We start from the raw sequence: 14,273 nt of genomic DNA, 5'->3' as shown, positions 1-14,273 counted from the left end.
ACCTGCTGATTTAGCGAGCTGTCAAAAAAAGCCGGTGGAACGACGGACGTGCCCCGCCGACACCAAAGCCTGGTGTCGGCGGAGCACGAAATAGAATGTGCGTAGGGTGCCCTGCGGTCCTGACTTAGTTGCCGGGCCGGGCGCGCTGCTTCGTCAGAACCAGCTGTCCTGCATGGCCAGGCAGGTGTCATCGCGGCTGGCGAGGATGGCAAGCTCGTGATGGCAGCTCGGCACCTCCCAGGTCAGGAAGTAGCGCGCCGCCTGCAGTTTGCCGCGGTAGAAGTCCGTGTCCGCCGGGTTGCCGTCCGCGAGACCCTGTTCGGCGTGGATCGCCTGCTCCAGCCAGCGCCAGCCGATTACGGTGTGACCAAAGACCTTCAGATACAGCGCCGAGTTGGCCAGTGTCTGGTTGACCTTGCCTGCCATCAGGTCGCCGAGCAGCGCCTGCGTCACTTCGGTCAGGCGCGCGAGCAACTGCTCCAGCGGTTGGCGCAGGGAGTCCAGCGAGCTGAACGCTCCGGCGCGCTTGCAGGTGCTTTGGATCAGACCAACCAGCTGCCGCAGGCCGGCACCGCCGTTCTGGCTCAGCTTGCGGGCCAGCAGGTCCAGCGACTGGATGCCGTGGGTACCTTCGTGAATCGGATTCAGTCGGTTGTCGCGGTAGTACTGCTCGACCGGGTACTCACGGGTATAACCGTGACCGCCGAGAATCTGGATCGCCAGTTCGTTGGCCTTGAGGCAGAACTCCGATGGCCAGGATTTGACGATGGGCGTGAGCAGGTCCAACAGCTCGTGGGCGTGTTTGCGGTCGTCCTCGTTCGGCGCGGTATGTTGCTCGTCCACCAGGCGTGCGGCGTACAGCCCCAGATCGAAGGCGCCTTCGACATAGGCCTTTTGGGTCAGCAGCATGCGCTTGATGTCGGTGTGCTGGATGATCGGCACCTGCGCTGAGGCCGGGTTCTTGCCATCCGGGAGGCGGCCCTGCGGACGCTCGCGAGCATAGTTCAGCGAGTACAGGTAGCCGGCGTAGCCGAGCATGATCGCGCCCATGCCGACGCCGATACGCGCCTCGTTCATCATCTGGAACATGTAAGACAGGCCCTTGTGCGGCTCGCCCACCAGATAGCCCACGCAATTGCCGTTGTCACCGAAGTTCAGCGCGGTCGAGGTCGTACCGCGCCAGCCCATCTTGTGGAACAGCCCGGCCAGGACCACATCGTTTCGTTCGCCCAGCGAGCCGTCATCGTTGACCAGGAACTTGGGCACGATGAACAGGCTGATGCCCTTCACCCCGGGCGGGGCGTCCGGCAGCTTGGCCAGCACCATGTGCACGATGTTCTCCGAGAGCGGATGGTCGCCGCCGGAAATGAAAATTTTGTTGCCCTTGAGGCGATAGCTGCCGTCGCCGGCCGGTTCGGCGCGCGTACGGATGTCCGACAGCGACGAACCCGCATGGGGCTCGGTCAATGCCATGGTGCCGAAGAAGCGGCCTTCGATCATGGGCTGCAGGAAGCGCTGCTGCTGCTCTTCGCTACCGAAGGTCTCGATCAGGTGCGAGGCGCCCATGGTCAGCATGGCGTAGGACGAGGTGCCGACGTTGGCCGCCTGGAAATGTGCGAAGCAGGCCCGCGCGAGCAGGTTGGGCAGCTGCATGCCACCGTCGTCGAAGCTGCGCGAAGCGTTGTGGAAACCGGCTTCGATGAAGGCATCGACCGCCGGCTTTACCTCCGGGATCAGCACCGCTTCGCCGTCCTGGTAGATCGGCTCGTTCTCGTCGGCCTTGCGATTGTGCGGAGCGAAGAGGTTCTCAGCGATGCTGCGGGCGGTGTCCACGGCGGCGTTGAAGGTCTCGCGGCTGTGGTCGGCGAAGCGCTCGCGCTGGGTCAGGGCCTCGGCATCTAGCACTTCATAGAGTTCGAATGCCAGGTTGCGTGGGCAAAGCAGAGTCTCGGACATGACAATTCCTCCGTTTTTATGCGGCCGAGTCTAAGGAGGCGCCAAGACGGCTGCCTAGCACCATACATTCGAGTGATGAAAGGACACAGCGGTGCTTGCTGGCCCTTGCCAGATGCCGTTCCAGTGTGGGCTGTTGGATGCCGCCGGCAGTTGGATCGGTTGTCCATGGTCGCTCTCGGCATCGATCAGCACCGCTCGGCGCGGCGGGTTCTGGGCCGTTCCGTCTGCCAAGACATTTCGCGGGTGCACTTTCGCCGCGCGAGCCCGTCAACAGAAATGCATCCGAACGAGGCGCCAATGAAAAAAGACCTACTTGCCGAGCGTAAGAACGATCATCTGAACATCGTTCTGGATCCGCATCGCGCCGGCTCCCGCATCGATTCAGGCTTCGCTGCGCTGACCTTCGAGCACTGTGCGTTGCCAGAGTTACGTCTCGACGAGGTAAACATCCAGAGCCGACTACTCGGCCGAACACTCGCAGCGCCCCTGCTGATCAGCTCCATGACCGGCGGCGCCGAGCGCGCCGCGCAGATCAACCTGCACCTGGCCGAGGCCGCCGAGACGCTGGGCATCGCTCTGGCGGTGGGGTCGCAGCGCATCGCGCTGGAGACGGGCGCCAACCAGGGGCTGACTCGTCAGCTACGGCAGCTGGCCCCGACTATTCCGCTGCTGGCCAACTTCGGTGCCGCGCAGCTGGTGTCCGGCTATGGCCTGGACGAGGCGCGGCGCGCAGTCGAAATGATCGACGCCGACGCGCTGATCATTCACCTCAACGCTTTGCAGGAGGCCGTCCAGCATGGCGGCGACCGCAACTGGTGCGGCGTGTTGGCGGCGATCGAGACGCTGGCTTCACGTCTGCCGGTGCCACTGGTGGTAAAGGAGGTGGGGGCTGGTATCTCCGCGGACGTGGCGCGACGGCTGCTCGATATCGGCGTTTCGGTGATCGACGTGGCGGGCGCGGGCGGCACCAGTTGGGCAGCCGTCGAAGCCGAGCGCGCCAGCGACCCGCAGCAGCGAGCTGTCGCCCAGGCGTTCGTCGGGTGGGGGATTCCCAGCGCCCAGGCGATTGCGCGGGTGCGTCGGGCGTGTCCGGATGCGCAGCTGATCGCCTCCGGCGGTATTCGCGACGGCATCGATGCGGCGAAGGCGATACGGCTGGGTGCCAATGTGGTCGGTCAGGCGGCAGGCGTGCTGGATGCGGCGCTGCGACGCCCGGGGGCGGTAGTCGAGCATTTTCAGGTGCTGATTCAGCAACTGCGAATTGCTTGTTTCTGCACCGGCTCAGCCGATCTGGTCGCTCTGGCGCAGGCGCCGCTGCTGCCGCCCTTCGATCCCTCCGCTTGCTGAGGGATGAGGGTGGCTGACTGACCGCTCAGCGCCAGCCGATGGCCAAAGCCTCGGTCTGTTGCGCCGCCGGAACCGTACGGCAGCCGCTGACGTTCTGCCCGGCCCAGAGCGGTGAAAAATGATCGAGCCCCTGGGCTTCCGCCTGCGCCCGCAGCGCGCCGATCGCGTTGCCAGCCAGGGGAAACGCCGGAACCGCACCGGGCCGGGGGCCAAGCTCGCGAATCAGGCGATTGGCGATGCCGCGGGCGGGGCGGCCGGAAAACAGCGTGGTCAGCACGGTGTGTTCTGCCGCCGGGCTCTGTAGCGCCTGACGATGCAACGTGCTGGCTCGACTCTCGTCACACAGCAGATAGGCGGTGCCGACCTGCACGCCGGCGGCACCAAGCGTTTGCGCCGCGGCAACGGCGCCCGCGTCGGCAATCCCGCCCGCGGCGATGACCGGTATATTCAGCGCGGCGACCAGCTGCGGCAACAGGGCAAAGGTGCCGACCTGGCCGTCGATGTCATTGCTGAGAAAAATCCCGCGATGACCGCCGGCTTCCAGGCCCTGGGCAATCACCGCGTCTACGCCTTGCGCCTGCAACCAGCGGCCCTCCGCAAGGGTCGTGGCGCTGGAGATAATCTTGGCACCGGTCGCGCGCACGCGCTGTAACAGCTGCGGCTCGGGCAGCCCGAAATGAAAACTGACGACGGGTGGACGATGACGCTCGACCACCTCGGCCATAGCGGTATCGAAGGGCTTGCGTGTGGCGCCGCCGGGAATGCTTGCGGCGTCGATCCCCTGCTCATCGAGATAAGGTGCCAGCAAGGCCAGCCAGGCTTGGTTGCGTGCGGGGTCTTCAGCAGGCGGTTGGTGACAGAAGAAGTTGACGTTGTAGGGGCGGTCAGTGAGTGCCGTCATGGCGCTGAGCTCGGTATCCAGCGACTCGGCGTTGAGCATGCCGGCAGGAATCGAGCCCAGACCGCCGGCGTTGGATACGGCCGCGGCGAGTTGATGGTTCTGCGAACCGGCCATTGGCGCTTGGATTATCGGCAGCTGAATGCCGAAGAGGTCTCGAATGTCCATTCTGGGTTCCTTGTCGCTTGCCTCGAAGGTAGCACTTTAGCAGCGGCTACGCCGGTCTTCGCCAATTTGGCCAGGCGCCGCGTCTTGCCTCTCTGAATCGGCACGCTGGGCAGTTAGACTGTGCGCTCTTCAGGAGTGCCCGATGAATTACCGCCACGCTTTTCACGCCGGCAATCACGCCGACGTGTTCAAACACCTCGTCCTGTCCCGGCTATTTGCCTTGCTCGCTCGCAAGGAAGCGCCATTCGCCTACCTCGACAGCCACGCCGGCGTCGGGCTGTATGACCTGGCCGGCGACCAGGCCAGCCGCACCGGCGAATGGCTGCACGGGATCGCCCGGTTGTGGCAGGCCGATGGCATTCCGGCTTCGGCCGAAGCCTATCTGAACGTGATCCGCGCGCTTAATCCGGACGGCGCGCTGCGCTACTACCCGGGGTCGCCGGAGTTGGCGCGACAGCTGACCCGCCCCCAGGACCGCTTGCAACTCAACGAGAAGCATCCCGAGGATGGGCGTCTGCTGAAGGACAACATGGCCAGCGACCGCCGCGTTGCCGTGCATCTGGGGGAGGGTTGGCATGTCCCGCGGGCGCTGATGCCGACCCAGGAAAAGCGTGTGGCGCTGTTGATCGATCCGCCATTCGAGCAGGCTGATGAGCTGGCTCGCTGCGTGCAGGCGCTCACCGAAGCGCTCGGACGCATGCGCCAGACAATCGGCTTGATCTGGTACCCGATCAAGGATGAGCGTCAGCTCAAACGCTTCTATCAGCAGCTATCGCGCAGCGGCGCGCCGAAGCTGTTGCGTGCCGAACTCTATGTTCATCCCACCGACGAGGCGCTGCGCCTGAATGGCTCGGGTCTGGCGATCAGCAACCCGCCGTGGGGCCTGGAAGAAGAGCTGCGCGAACTGCTGCCCTGGTTGGCCACATTGCTCGGGCAAAGCGAAGGCGGCTGGCGGCTGGATTGGTTGATCGAAGAGAAGTAGCGGAAGGCTGGAAGCGGCGTAGGACGGATGTCGATTTTTACATCCACCAAGACTCTGCCCGGTGGGTCGGGGAAGCGTGACCCACCCTACGCGAGCTTCTCGTTCAGAACAGCTTCAGCGGCTCTTCCTGCAGCGCGGACATCTGCTCGCGCAGGGTCAGGATCTGATTGCCCCAGTAGCGCTCGGTGCCGAACCAGGGAAAGCTCATGGGAAAGGCGGGATCGTCCCAGCGGCGTGCCAGCCAGGCGCTGTAGTGCATCAGGCGCAGCGCGCGCAGGGCCTCGATCAGCGGGAGTTCGCGCGGGGCGAAGTCGTGAAATTCGTTATAGCCATCGACCAGCTCAGACAACTGCCCGAGCCGCTCGTGACGTTCACCGGCGAGCATCATCCAGATGTCCTGAACCGAAGGCCCCATGCGGCAATCGTCCAGGTCCACCAGGTGGAAGGCGTCATCCCTGGCGAGAATGTTGCCCGGGTGGCAGTCGCCATGCAGGCGGATCGGTAGGAACTCGGTGCGGGCGAACACATCGTCGACTCGCTTGAGCAGGTCGCGGGCCACCGATTCGTAGGCCGGCAGCAGGCTTTTCGGTATGAACCCGCCGTCTAGGAGGGTAGCCAGCGAGTCGTGGCCGAAATGCTGAGCCGTCAGCGTTTCGCGGTGCTCGAACGGGCGACTGGCGCTGACCGCATGCATACGTCCGAGCAGCTGTCCGAGGCGGTAAAGCTGGTCGAGATTGCCCGGCTCCGGGGCGCGACCGCCGCGCCGCGGGAACAATGCGAAACGAAATCCGGCATGTTCGAACAGCGTTCTGCCCGCGTGCTCCAGCGGCGCAACCACCGGGATCTCGCGGTCGGCCAGCTCGTGCGAAAACTGATGCTCCTCAAGAATTGCTTCGTCGCTCCAGCGGCCGGGGCGGTAGAACTTGGCCACGAGCGGTGTGCTGTCTTCGATGCCAACCTGGTAGACGCGATTTTCGTAGCTGTTCAATGCCAGCACGCGGGCGTCGCTGATGAAGCCGGCACTTTCCACCGCATCGAGCACAAGATCAGGCGTGAGTGTGTCGAAGGGGTGGCTCATGGTCGGCTCCGTAAATGGGTCGGCCAGTGTATTGCACTGGCGCGTTTACACAACCGCGGCTCTGGCCGCCTAATCGCCTGGCTTCGGCGTACGCGCCAGGCAATAGATATCGACCCGTACGGCGCCCGCACGTTTCAACAGGCGAGCCAACGCTTCGGCGGTTGCTCCGGTGGTAAGTACGTCGTCTATGACAGCCAGGTGGCGACCGGCGATCTGTCGCTCGTCGGTCAATGCAAAGGCCTGGCGCAGATTTCGGCGTCGGCCGGCGGCATCCAGTTCTTGCTGTGACTGGGTGTCCTGAGTACGTTGCAGCAGCTCGTTCCGCACAGGCAGGTTCAGCACTGGGCTCAGCCAGTTGGCGAGCATCTGCGCCTGGTTGAAGCCCCGCTGACGCAATCGTTTGCGGGCTAGTGGGACGGGGAGCAACAGGTCCGGGCGCGGCAGGCCTTCGTCGAACCGATGCTGCAGATAGCGCGCCAGATGCTCGGACAACAGCCGGCCGAGTGGCCAGCGCGACTGGTGTTTGAAACGGCTGATCAGGCTGTCCACCGGGAAGGCGAAGCGCCAGGGCACCGCGACATGCTCGAATGCGGGTGGATGTTTGAGGCATTGGCCGCAGATCAGTCCGCTTGCGGCCAGCGGCAGCGCGCAGATGGAGCATTGCCCCCCGAGCCAGGGCAGTTCGGCCTCGCAGGGTCCGCACAGTGATTGCCCGACTTCGCAGCGCTCATCGCAAAGTTGGCAGTAGTGTTCGAGTTTTAACCAGTCGTAAACCATGAGTCCTTTCCAGGTTGACAGCATCTTCGGCTTGGCTAACCATCTCGCATCCGTGCCAAGAACCTATGTACAAGGAATGCCCCATGAGCGCCACTGCCGCTTTTGCCACGCGTCACGACTGGAGCCTCGCTGAAGTCAAGGCGCTCTTCGAGCAACCCTTCAACGACCTGCTGTTCCAGGCGCAGACGGTGCATCGCCAGCACTTCGACGCCAACCGCGTGCAAGTCTCCACACTGCTATCGATCAAGACCGGTGCCTGCCCGGAAGACTGCAAATATTGCCCGCAGTCCGGCCACTACAACACCGGGCTGGATAAAGAAAAGCTGATGGAAGTGCAGAAGGTGCTGGAGGCGGCGGCCGAAGCCAAGGCCATCGGTTCCACCCGTTTCTGCATGGGCGCGGCCTGGAAGCACCCCTCCGCCAAGGACATGCCTTATGTGCTGAAGATGGTCGAAGGCGTAAAGGCGTTGGGTCTGGAAACCTGCATGACCCTCGGCAAGCTCGATCAGGAGCAGACCAAGGCGCTGGCGGCGGCGGGGCTGGACTACTACAACCACAACCTCGACACCTCGCCGGAGTTCTACGGCAACATCATTACCACCCGCACCTACGCAGACCGTCTGGAAACGCTGAGCTATGTGCGCGAGTCGGGCATGAAGATCTGCTCCGGCGGCATCCTGGGCATGGGCGAGTCGTTGAACGACCGCGCCGGCCTGCTAATCCAGCTGGCCAACCTGCCCGAGCATCCCGAGTCGGTCCCGATCAATATGCTGGTGAAGGTCAAGGGCACGCCGCTGGCCGAGGAGCAGGATGTCGACCCCTTCGACTTCATCCGTATGCTCGCCGTGGCGCGGATCATGATGCCGAAATCCCACGTGCGGCTATCAGCCGGCCGCGAGCAGATGAACGAGCAGATGCAGGCGCTAGCGTTCTTCGCCGGTGCCAACTCGATCTTCTACGGCGAGAAACTGCTGACCACCGGCAACCCGCAAGCCGATAAGGACATGCTGCTGTTCAAGCGCCTGGGCATCCAGCCCGAAGCGCGCGAAGAGCATGACGACGAAGTGCATCAGGCGGCCATCGAGCAGGCATTGGTCGAACAGCGCGACAGCAAGCTGTTCTATGACGCCGCCTCGGCTTGATCCCAATTAACCTGGCTACACGAATCCTGTAGGAGCGAGCGCGCGCCTGATCCCGGCTCGCGAAGCAATGCCGCTGCTACAGGGTCGCCAGCAAGCTGGTTCCTACAACAAGTCCGTCCGCTATGCCTTTCGATCTCACTTCCCGCCTCGCCGAGCGCCGCGCCGCGCACCTTTATCGCCAACGTCCTTTGCTGGAAACGCCGCAGCAACCGGAGGTCGTGGTCGACGGTGAGTCGCTGCTAGCGTTCTGCTCCAACGACTACCTCGGTCTTGCCGGCCATCCCGAGGTGATCCGCGCTCTGCAGCAGGGGGCCGAACGTTGGGGCGTTGGCGGTGGCGCTTCCCATCTGGTGATGGGCCACAGCACGCCGCATCACCAACTCGAAGAGGCCTTGGCCGAATTCACCGGACGTCCACGGGCGCTGCTGTTCTCCACTGGCTACATGGCCAATCTCGCGGCGGTCACCGCGCTGGTGGGGCAGGGCGATACGGTGCTCGAAGATCGCATCAATCACGCCTCGTTGCTGGACGCCGGTTTGCTCAGTGGCGCGCGTTTCTCGCGGTATCTGCACAACGATGCGCAGAGCCTGGCCAAGCGTCTGGATAAAGCGACGGGCAATACCCTGGTGGTGACCGATGGCGTATTCAGCATGGACGGTGATCTGGCCGACCTGCCAGCGCTATGCGCCACAGCGAAGGCCCGGGATGCCTGGGTGATGGTTGATGATGCCCATGGCTTCGGCCCGCTGGGCCAAACCGGTGGCGGCATCGTCGAGCATTTCGGCCTCGGCATCGATGACGTGCCGGTGTTGGTCGGCACGCTGGGCAAGGCCTTCGGTACCGCTGGCGCATTCGTCGCCGGCAGCGAAGAGCTGATCGAGACGCTCATTCAGTTTGCCCGCCCTTACATTTACACCACCAGCCAGCCGCCAGCGGTCGCCTGCGCGACGCTGAAAAGCCTCGAACTGCTGCGTAGCGAAAGTTGGCGCCGCGACCATCTGAACCGACTGATTGCACGCTTTCGTCAAGGCGCAGCCGACATCGGACTGAGCCTGATGGACAGCCCGACGCCGATCCAGCCGATTCTGGTCGGTAGCAGTGAGCGCGCCCTGAAGCTCTCCGCGGCCCTTCGCCGACGCGGCGTCCTGGTCGGCGCCATTCGTCCGCCAACTGTACCGGCCGGCAGTGCGCGGCTGCGTGTGACATTCAGTGCGTCCCACAGCGAGGCGCAGGTTGAACAACTGCTGGATATCCTGGCCGAAAGCTGGAGTCGATTGGCCGAGGAGCCAGAAACCGATGCGTGATCAGCTGATATTGCTGCCCGGATGGGCGTTCGGCCCGGCGGCCTTGCAACCTTTATACGACGCATTGGCCGATTTGGCGCCAGATCTGGAGGTGGTGATCGAGCCGCTGCCGGAACTGGTCGCGAAAGAGGCCTGGCTCGATGAGTTGGATCAGCGTCTGCCGCATGGCAGCTGGCTGGCCGGATGGTCGCTGGGCGGTATGCTCGCCTCGCAACTGGCCGCGCGCCGCGTCGACACCTGTCGCGGCCTGATCACCATCGCCAGCAACCCCTGTTTCCGTGCCCGGCCGCAGTGGCCGGAAGCCATGGCGACGGACATCTTCGATGCCTTCCATGAGGCGTTCCGCCTCGATCCTGAGGAAACGCTCAAGCGCTTCCGCTTGCTGTGCGGTCGTGGTGGTTACGACCCACGAACGCTGGCGCGACAGCTGCAAGTCAGTCAATCCCAGCTGCCAGCGCCAGTGCTGGATGCCGGTCTGCAGCTGCTGGCAGAACTGGACGGGCGCGGCGCGCTGCATGGCTATTTCGGCCCTCAACTGCATCTGTTCGCCGCTAACGATGCGCTGGTGCCGGCGGCGGCCTGTGATGCCCTGCGACGATGGATGCCCGGGATTGTCACCAGGCTGATACCGGGCGCCAGTCATGCGCTTCCGCTGGAGCGCCCAGATGAGGTTGCCGCGGCGATGGTGGCGTTTATCAAGGGTGCTGCGGCATGAACAGATCGGCTGCGGTGAGCGCATCAACTGCCAGTTCCGGGTTGCCCGACAAGCGCCAGGTTGCCGCATCGTTTTCTCGCGCTGCCGCCAGCTACGATGCCGTGGCCGAACTGCAGCGGGCTGTCGGCAATGCACTGGCCGATCGTTTGCCCAGCGATCTGAGCCCAGCGCGCTGGCTCGATCTGGGCTGTGGCACCGGTTATTTCTCACGGGCGCTGGCGAGCCGTTTTCCCGCCGCTGATGGCATGGCAATGGATATCGCCGAAGGCATGCTGCGTCATGCGCGACCGCAAGGTGGCGCCGGCGCGTTCGTCGCAGGCGACGCCGAGTGCCTACCGCTGCGCGATGCATCGGTCGAGCTGATCTTCTCTAGTCTGGCGCTGCAATGGTGCGATGACTTCACCGCTGTGCTGAGCGAGGCGAGCCGGGTGTTGCGTCCGGGCGGGGTCTTCACATTCAGCAGCTTGTGCAGCGGAACCCTGCAGGAGCTGCGCGACAGCTGGCAAGCGGTGGATGGCTTCGCCCACGTCAATCGCTTCCGTAGCCACGAGGCGTATCGGCAGCTCTGCGCCACCAGTGGCCTGAATGTGGTCAGCCTCGATGTACAGCCGCAGGTGCTGTATTTCGCCGAGCTGCGCCAGCTGACCACGGAACTCAAGGCGCTTGGCGCGCATAACCTTAATCCGGGCCGTCCCGGCGGCCTCACCGGGCGCGCGCGAATCCGAGCGTTGATCGATGCCTACGAACAGTTCCGAACCCCCGCCGGGTTGCCGGCCACCTATCAGGTCATTTACGGCGTACTGCGCAAGGAGCATTGATGGCTGCGTTTTTCGTGACCGGAACCGACACCGAAGTCGGCAAGACCACCATTGCCGTCGGGCTGCTGCATGCCGCTCGACTGTTGGGGCACAGTACGGCGGCGGCGAAACCGGTGGCGTCGGGCTGCGAGAGGACGGTCGAGGGGCTGCGCAATAGCGATGCGCTGGCATTGCTCGGCGAGTGCACCCTGCCGATGCACTACGAGGCGGTCAATCCATTCGCCTTCGAACCGGCCATTGCGCCGCATCTGGCGGCGCGGGAGGCAGGTGTCGATCTGAGCGTTGCGCAATTGGTTGCTCCGGTCCGGCAGATGCTGGCGCTGCAGGCCGATTTCTCGCTGGTCGAGGGTGCAGGTGGCTGGCGCGTGCCATTGGCGGGTGACGAAACGCTGTCCGATCTTGCCGTGCAGCTCGGGCTCCCGGTGATCCTGGTGGTCGGGGTTCGCCTCGGCTGTATCAACCATGCGCTGCTCAGTGCTGAAGCCATCGGACGCGACGGGCTGCGACTGGCGGGTTGGGTCGCTAATATCATCGATCCCTCGACGTCGCGGCTGGAGGAAAACCTTGCCACGCTGGCCCAGCGACTATCAGCCCCCTGTCTCGGACGAGTGCCGCACCTCCCGCCGGCTGGCCCATCGGACGTGGCAGCCTACCTGGATATCGAGCCACTCATTCCGGCCCGCTAAGGTGCTTAGCCGTTATAGCGATACGTCATTGGCGAGAATATTCCGGCTCTGCTTCAATGATGGCTAACTGATTGCGCGAGGGTTGCAGCATGCAAATCAACAACAGCCTCCTCTCTGCCGGACTGGGCGCCTACCAGGCTGGGCAGCAGCGCGTCGATGAAGCCGGCGCTGCAATCGCCACCGGCGCTCTGCCGGTCGCAGAGAATTCACAGGCGGTTGCCGATACGGTCGAACTGACCGAGCAGCTGATCCAGATGAAAGTCGGGGAGCACACCGCGAAAGCCGGGGTGCGGCTGCTGCAAAGCGCCGACGAAGTACTTGGTACCCTGATCAACACCAAAGCCTGACCCCCACCGGTCGCATGACCGGCATCCCTTTCTGGTGGTATCCCTCTCCTGTCTTGTCTCGATGCGGCGCCAACCAACGGTGCCTGGGTCTCTGCTTGACATCGTGCAGGCCTAAACGTATGTTTCAAACGCCTGTTTGACCTGCCGTGCTGCTGCCTGGGGGTCACAATCCAATCCAAGTCTGGCCGGGCAAACCGGTCAACTGAATCAAAGAACCCACCGCTGAGGTTTACGCTATGCCCGACTACAAGGCCCCCTTGCGCGATATCCGCTTCGTACGTGACGAACTGCTCGGCTACGAAGCGCATTATCAGAGCCTTCCGGGTTGTGAAGACGCCACCCCGGACATGGTCAACGCCATCCTCGATGAAGGCGCCAAGTTTTGTGAGCAGGTCATCGCTCCGCTGAATCGCGTGGGCGATACCGAAGGTTGTACCTGGAGCGAGTCCGGTGTGAAAACACCGACCGGCTTCAAGGAGGCTTATCAGCAGTTCGTCGAAGGTGGCTGGCCGAGCCTGGCCCATGACGTTGAGCACGGCGGCCAGGGCCTACCGGAGTCGCTGGGCATGGCCATCAGCGAGATGATCGGCGAAGCCAACTGGTCGTGGGGCATGTACCCCGGCCTATCTCACGGCGCGATGAATACTCTGCATGAGCACGGCACGCCCGAGCAGCAGCAGACCTATCTGACCAAGCTGGTCTCCGGTGAATGGACTGGCACCATGTGCCTGACCGAGCCGCATTGCGGCACCGACCTGGGTATGCTGCGCACCAAGGCCGAGCCTCAGGCCGATGGCAGCTACAAGGTTTCCGGCACCAAGATCTTCATTTCCGCGGGCGAACACGATATGGCCGACAACATCGTCCATATCGTCCTGGCTCGCCTGCCCGATGCGCCGCAAGGCACCAAGGGCATTTCCTTGTTCATCGTTCCGAAGTTTCTACCGAACGCCGACGGCGGCGTTAGCGAGCGCAATGGTGTGTCTTGCGGCTCCCTGGAGCACAAGATGGGCATTCACGGCAACGCCACCTGCGTGATGAACTTCGACAGCGCCACTGGCTTCCTGATCGGCCCGCCGAACAAGGGCCTGAACTGCATGTTCACTTTCATGAACACCGCACGTCTGGGCACCGCTCTACAGGGCCTGGCCCATGCCGAGATCGGCTTCCAGGGCGGCATCAAGTATGCGCGTGAGCGTCTGCAGATGCGTTCGCTGACTGGCCCGAAAGCGCCGGAAAAAGCCGCTGACCCAATCATCGTGCACCCAGACGTGCGCCGCATGCTGTTGACCATGAAAGCCTTCGCCGAAGGCAACCGGGCGATGCTCTACTTCGCCGCCAAGCAGGTCGACATCACCCAGCGCAGCCAGGACGAGGAGCAGCGCAAGGCCGCCGATGCGATGTTGGCTTTCCTGACACCCATCGCCAAGGCGTTCATGACCGAAGTCGGCTTCGAATCCGCCAACCACGGCGTGCAGATCTATGGTGGCCACGGTTTCATCGCCGAGTGGGGCATGGAGCAGAACGTTCGTGACAGCCGCATCTCCTGCCTGTACGAAGGGACCACCGGTATCCAGGCGCTCGATCTGCTGGGCCGCAAGGTCCTGATGACCCAGGGCGAAGCACTGAAAGGCTTCACCAAGGTGGTACACAAGTTCTGCCAGGCCAACGAAGGCAACGAGGCGGTCAAGCAGTTCGTCGAGCCGCTGGCCAAGCTGAACAAGGAGTGGGGCGACCTGACCATGAAGGTCGGTATGGCTGCGATGAAGAACCGCGAAGAAGTCGGTGCCGCCTCGGTGGATTACCTGATGTATTGCGGCTACGCCTGCCTGGCCTACTTCTGGGCCGACATGGCGCGTCTGGCGTCCGAGAAGATCGCGGCGGGTGAAGACACCGACGGTTTCTACACCGCCAAGGTGCAGACTGCGCGCTTCTACTTCCAGCGCATCCTGCCGCGTACCCGTGCCCACGTCGAAACCATGCTGTCCGGTGCCGACAACCTGATGGACATGGACGAAGCCCATTTCGAGCTGGCTTACTAAATCGTTCGTGATA

General features: G+C 63.6%; 13 protein-coding genes. 9 read left to right on the top strand and 4 right to left on the bottom strand.

Annotated features, from left to right (window positions below; translation table 11 throughout):
* Nucleotides 1-153: 153 nt before the first annotated feature.
* Nucleotides 154-1,956 (bottom strand): acyl-CoA dehydrogenase, encoded by a 1,803-nt coding sequence (locus tag DQ405_RS11750; protein ID WP_168424395.1) that lies wholly within the window; start codon nt 1,954-1,956, stop codon nt 154-156.
* Nucleotides 1,957-2,253: 297 nt separating this feature from the next.
* On the opposite strand from DQ405_RS11750, the gene fni reads away from it, so the two are divergent.
* Nucleotides 2,254-3,303 carry a type 2 isopentenyl-diphosphate Delta-isomerase gene (gene fni, locus DQ405_RS11745; protein WP_168424394.1) on the top strand — a complete coding sequence of 350 codons (1,050 nt, stop codon included), beginning with the start codon at nt 2,254-2,256 and terminating at the stop codon, nt 3,301-3,303.
* Nucleotides 3,304-3,328: 25 nt separating this feature from the next.
* Here the strand turns inward: fni and DQ405_RS11740 are convergent, their stop codons facing one another.
* A complete protein-coding gene (locus DQ405_RS11740) occupies nt 3,329-4,369 on the bottom strand; it encodes an NAD(P)H-dependent flavin oxidoreductase (protein ID WP_168424393.1) in 1,041 nt (346 codons plus the stop codon).
* 142 nt (nt 4,370-4,511) lie between these two features.
* Between DQ405_RS11740 and DQ405_RS11735 the strand changes: the two genes are divergently transcribed.
* Complete coding sequence (locus tag DQ405_RS11735; protein ID WP_168424392.1) at nt 4,512-5,351, top strand: 23S rRNA (adenine(2030)-N(6))-methyltransferase RlmJ; 840 nt, start codon at nt 4,512-4,514, stop codon at nt 5,349-5,351.
* A gap of 103 nt (nt 5,352-5,454) precedes the next feature.
* Here DQ405_RS11735 and DQ405_RS11730 read toward each other — a convergent pair whose 3' ends face one another.
* Nucleotides 5,455-6,429, bottom strand: coding sequence for a serine/threonine protein kinase (locus DQ405_RS11730; RefSeq protein ID WP_168424391.1), 975 nt, complete (start codon nt 6,427-6,429; stop codon nt 5,455-5,457).
* A 69-nt stretch (nt 6,430-6,498) separates the two neighbouring features.
* Nucleotides 6,499-7,206 (bottom strand): ComF family protein, encoded by a 708-nt coding sequence (locus DQ405_RS11725; RefSeq protein ID WP_168424390.1) that lies wholly within the window; start codon nt 7,204-7,206, stop codon nt 6,499-6,501.
* Between the two features lie 83 nt (nt 7,207-7,289).
* Here DQ405_RS11725 and bioB point away from each other — a divergent pair, with 83 nt between their 5' ends.
* The 7 genes from bioB (at nt 7,290) to DQ405_RS11690 (ending at nt 14,260) form a co-directional block, all read left to right on the top strand.
* Entirely contained in the window at nt 7,290-8,348 is a 1,059-nt protein-coding gene (bioB, locus tag DQ405_RS11720) for a biotin synthase BioB (protein ID WP_168424389.1), read from the top strand.
* A gap of 122 nt (nt 8,349-8,470) precedes the next feature.
* Nucleotides 8,471-9,652, top strand: coding sequence for an 8-amino-7-oxononanoate synthase (gene bioF / locus DQ405_RS11715; protein ID WP_168424388.1), 1,182 nt, complete (start codon nt 8,471-8,473; stop codon nt 9,650-9,652).
* Nucleotides 9,645-10,367: an alpha/beta fold hydrolase gene (locus DQ405_RS11710; RefSeq protein ID WP_168424387.1), complete on the top strand. Its 723-nt coding sequence runs from the start codon at nt 9,645-9,647 to the stop codon at nt 10,365-10,367. The genes bioF and DQ405_RS11710 overlap by 8 nt, the downstream gene beginning before the upstream one ends.
* Nucleotides 10,364-11,185: a malonyl-ACP O-methyltransferase BioC gene (bioC, locus tag DQ405_RS11705; protein WP_168424386.1), complete on the top strand. Its 822-nt coding sequence runs from the start codon at nt 10,364-10,366 to the stop codon at nt 11,183-11,185. The genes DQ405_RS11710 and bioC overlap by 4 nt, the downstream gene beginning before the upstream one ends.
* A complete protein-coding gene (gene bioD / locus DQ405_RS11700; RefSeq protein ID WP_168424385.1) occupies nt 11,185-11,871 on the top strand; it encodes a dethiobiotin synthase in 687 nt (228 codons plus the stop codon). Before bioC ends, bioD begins: the two co-directional genes overlap by 1 nt.
* A gap of 89 nt (nt 11,872-11,960) precedes the next feature.
* Nucleotides 11,961-12,218: a hypothetical protein gene (locus DQ405_RS11695; protein ID WP_168424384.1), complete on the top strand. Its 258-nt coding sequence runs from the start codon at nt 11,961-11,963 to the stop codon at nt 12,216-12,218.
* A 236-nt stretch (nt 12,219-12,454) separates the two neighbouring features.
* Nucleotides 12,455-14,260: a phenylacyl-CoA dehydrogenase gene (locus DQ405_RS11690; protein WP_168424383.1), complete on the top strand. Its 1,806-nt coding sequence runs from the start codon at nt 12,455-12,457 to the stop codon at nt 14,258-14,260.
* Nucleotides 14,261-14,273: the final 13 nt, after the last annotated feature.

The sequence above is a fragment of the Pseudomonas sp. SST3 genome (assembly GCF_003325755.1).
The sequence above is the reverse complement of the archived record's forward strand: the minus strand, read 5'-3'. Positions and strand labels throughout refer to the sequence as shown.

Excerpts from the sequence above, each read along its gene's own strand:
- DQ405_RS11750 (WP_168424395.1), bottom strand. The coding sequence starts at position 1,956 with ATGTCCGAGACTCTGCTTTGCCCACGCAACCTGGCATTCGAACTCTAT.
- fni (WP_168424394.1), top strand. The coding sequence starts at position 2,254 with ATGAAAAAAGACCTACTTGCCGAGCGTAAGAACGATCATCTGAACATC.
- DQ405_RS11740 (WP_168424393.1), bottom strand. The coding sequence starts at position 4,369 with ATGGACATTCGAGACCTCTTCGGCATTCAGCTGCCGATAATCCAAGCG.
- DQ405_RS11735 (WP_168424392.1), top strand. The coding sequence starts at position 4,512 with ATGAATTACCGCCACGCTTTTCACGCCGGCAATCACGCCGACGTGTTC.
- DQ405_RS11730 (WP_168424391.1), bottom strand. The coding sequence starts at position 6,429 with ATGAGCCACCCCTTCGACACACTCACGCCTGATCTTGTGCTCGATGCG.
- DQ405_RS11725 (WP_168424390.1), bottom strand. The coding sequence starts at position 7,206 with ATGGTTTACGACTGGTTAAAACTCGAACACTACTGCCAACTTTGCGAT.
- bioB (WP_168424389.1), top strand. The coding sequence starts at position 7,290 with ATGAGCGCCACTGCCGCTTTTGCCACGCGTCACGACTGGAGCCTCGCT.
- bioF (WP_168424388.1), top strand. The coding sequence starts at position 8,471 with ATGCCTTTCGATCTCACTTCCCGCCTCGCCGAGCGCCGCGCCGCGCAC.
- DQ405_RS11710 (WP_168424387.1), top strand. The coding sequence starts at position 9,645 with ATGCGTGATCAGCTGATATTGCTGCCCGGATGGGCGTTCGGCCCGGCG.
- bioC (WP_168424386.1), top strand. The coding sequence starts at position 10,364 with ATGAACAGATCGGCTGCGGTGAGCGCATCAACTGCCAGTTCCGGGTTG.
- bioD (WP_168424385.1), top strand. The coding sequence starts at position 11,185 with ATGGCTGCGTTTTTCGTGACCGGAACCGACACCGAAGTCGGCAAGACC.
- DQ405_RS11695 (WP_168424384.1), top strand. The coding sequence starts at position 11,961 with ATGCAAATCAACAACAGCCTCCTCTCTGCCGGACTGGGCGCCTACCAG.
- DQ405_RS11690 (WP_168424383.1), top strand. The coding sequence starts at position 12,455 with ATGCCCGACTACAAGGCCCCCTTGCGCGATATCCGCTTCGTACGTGAC.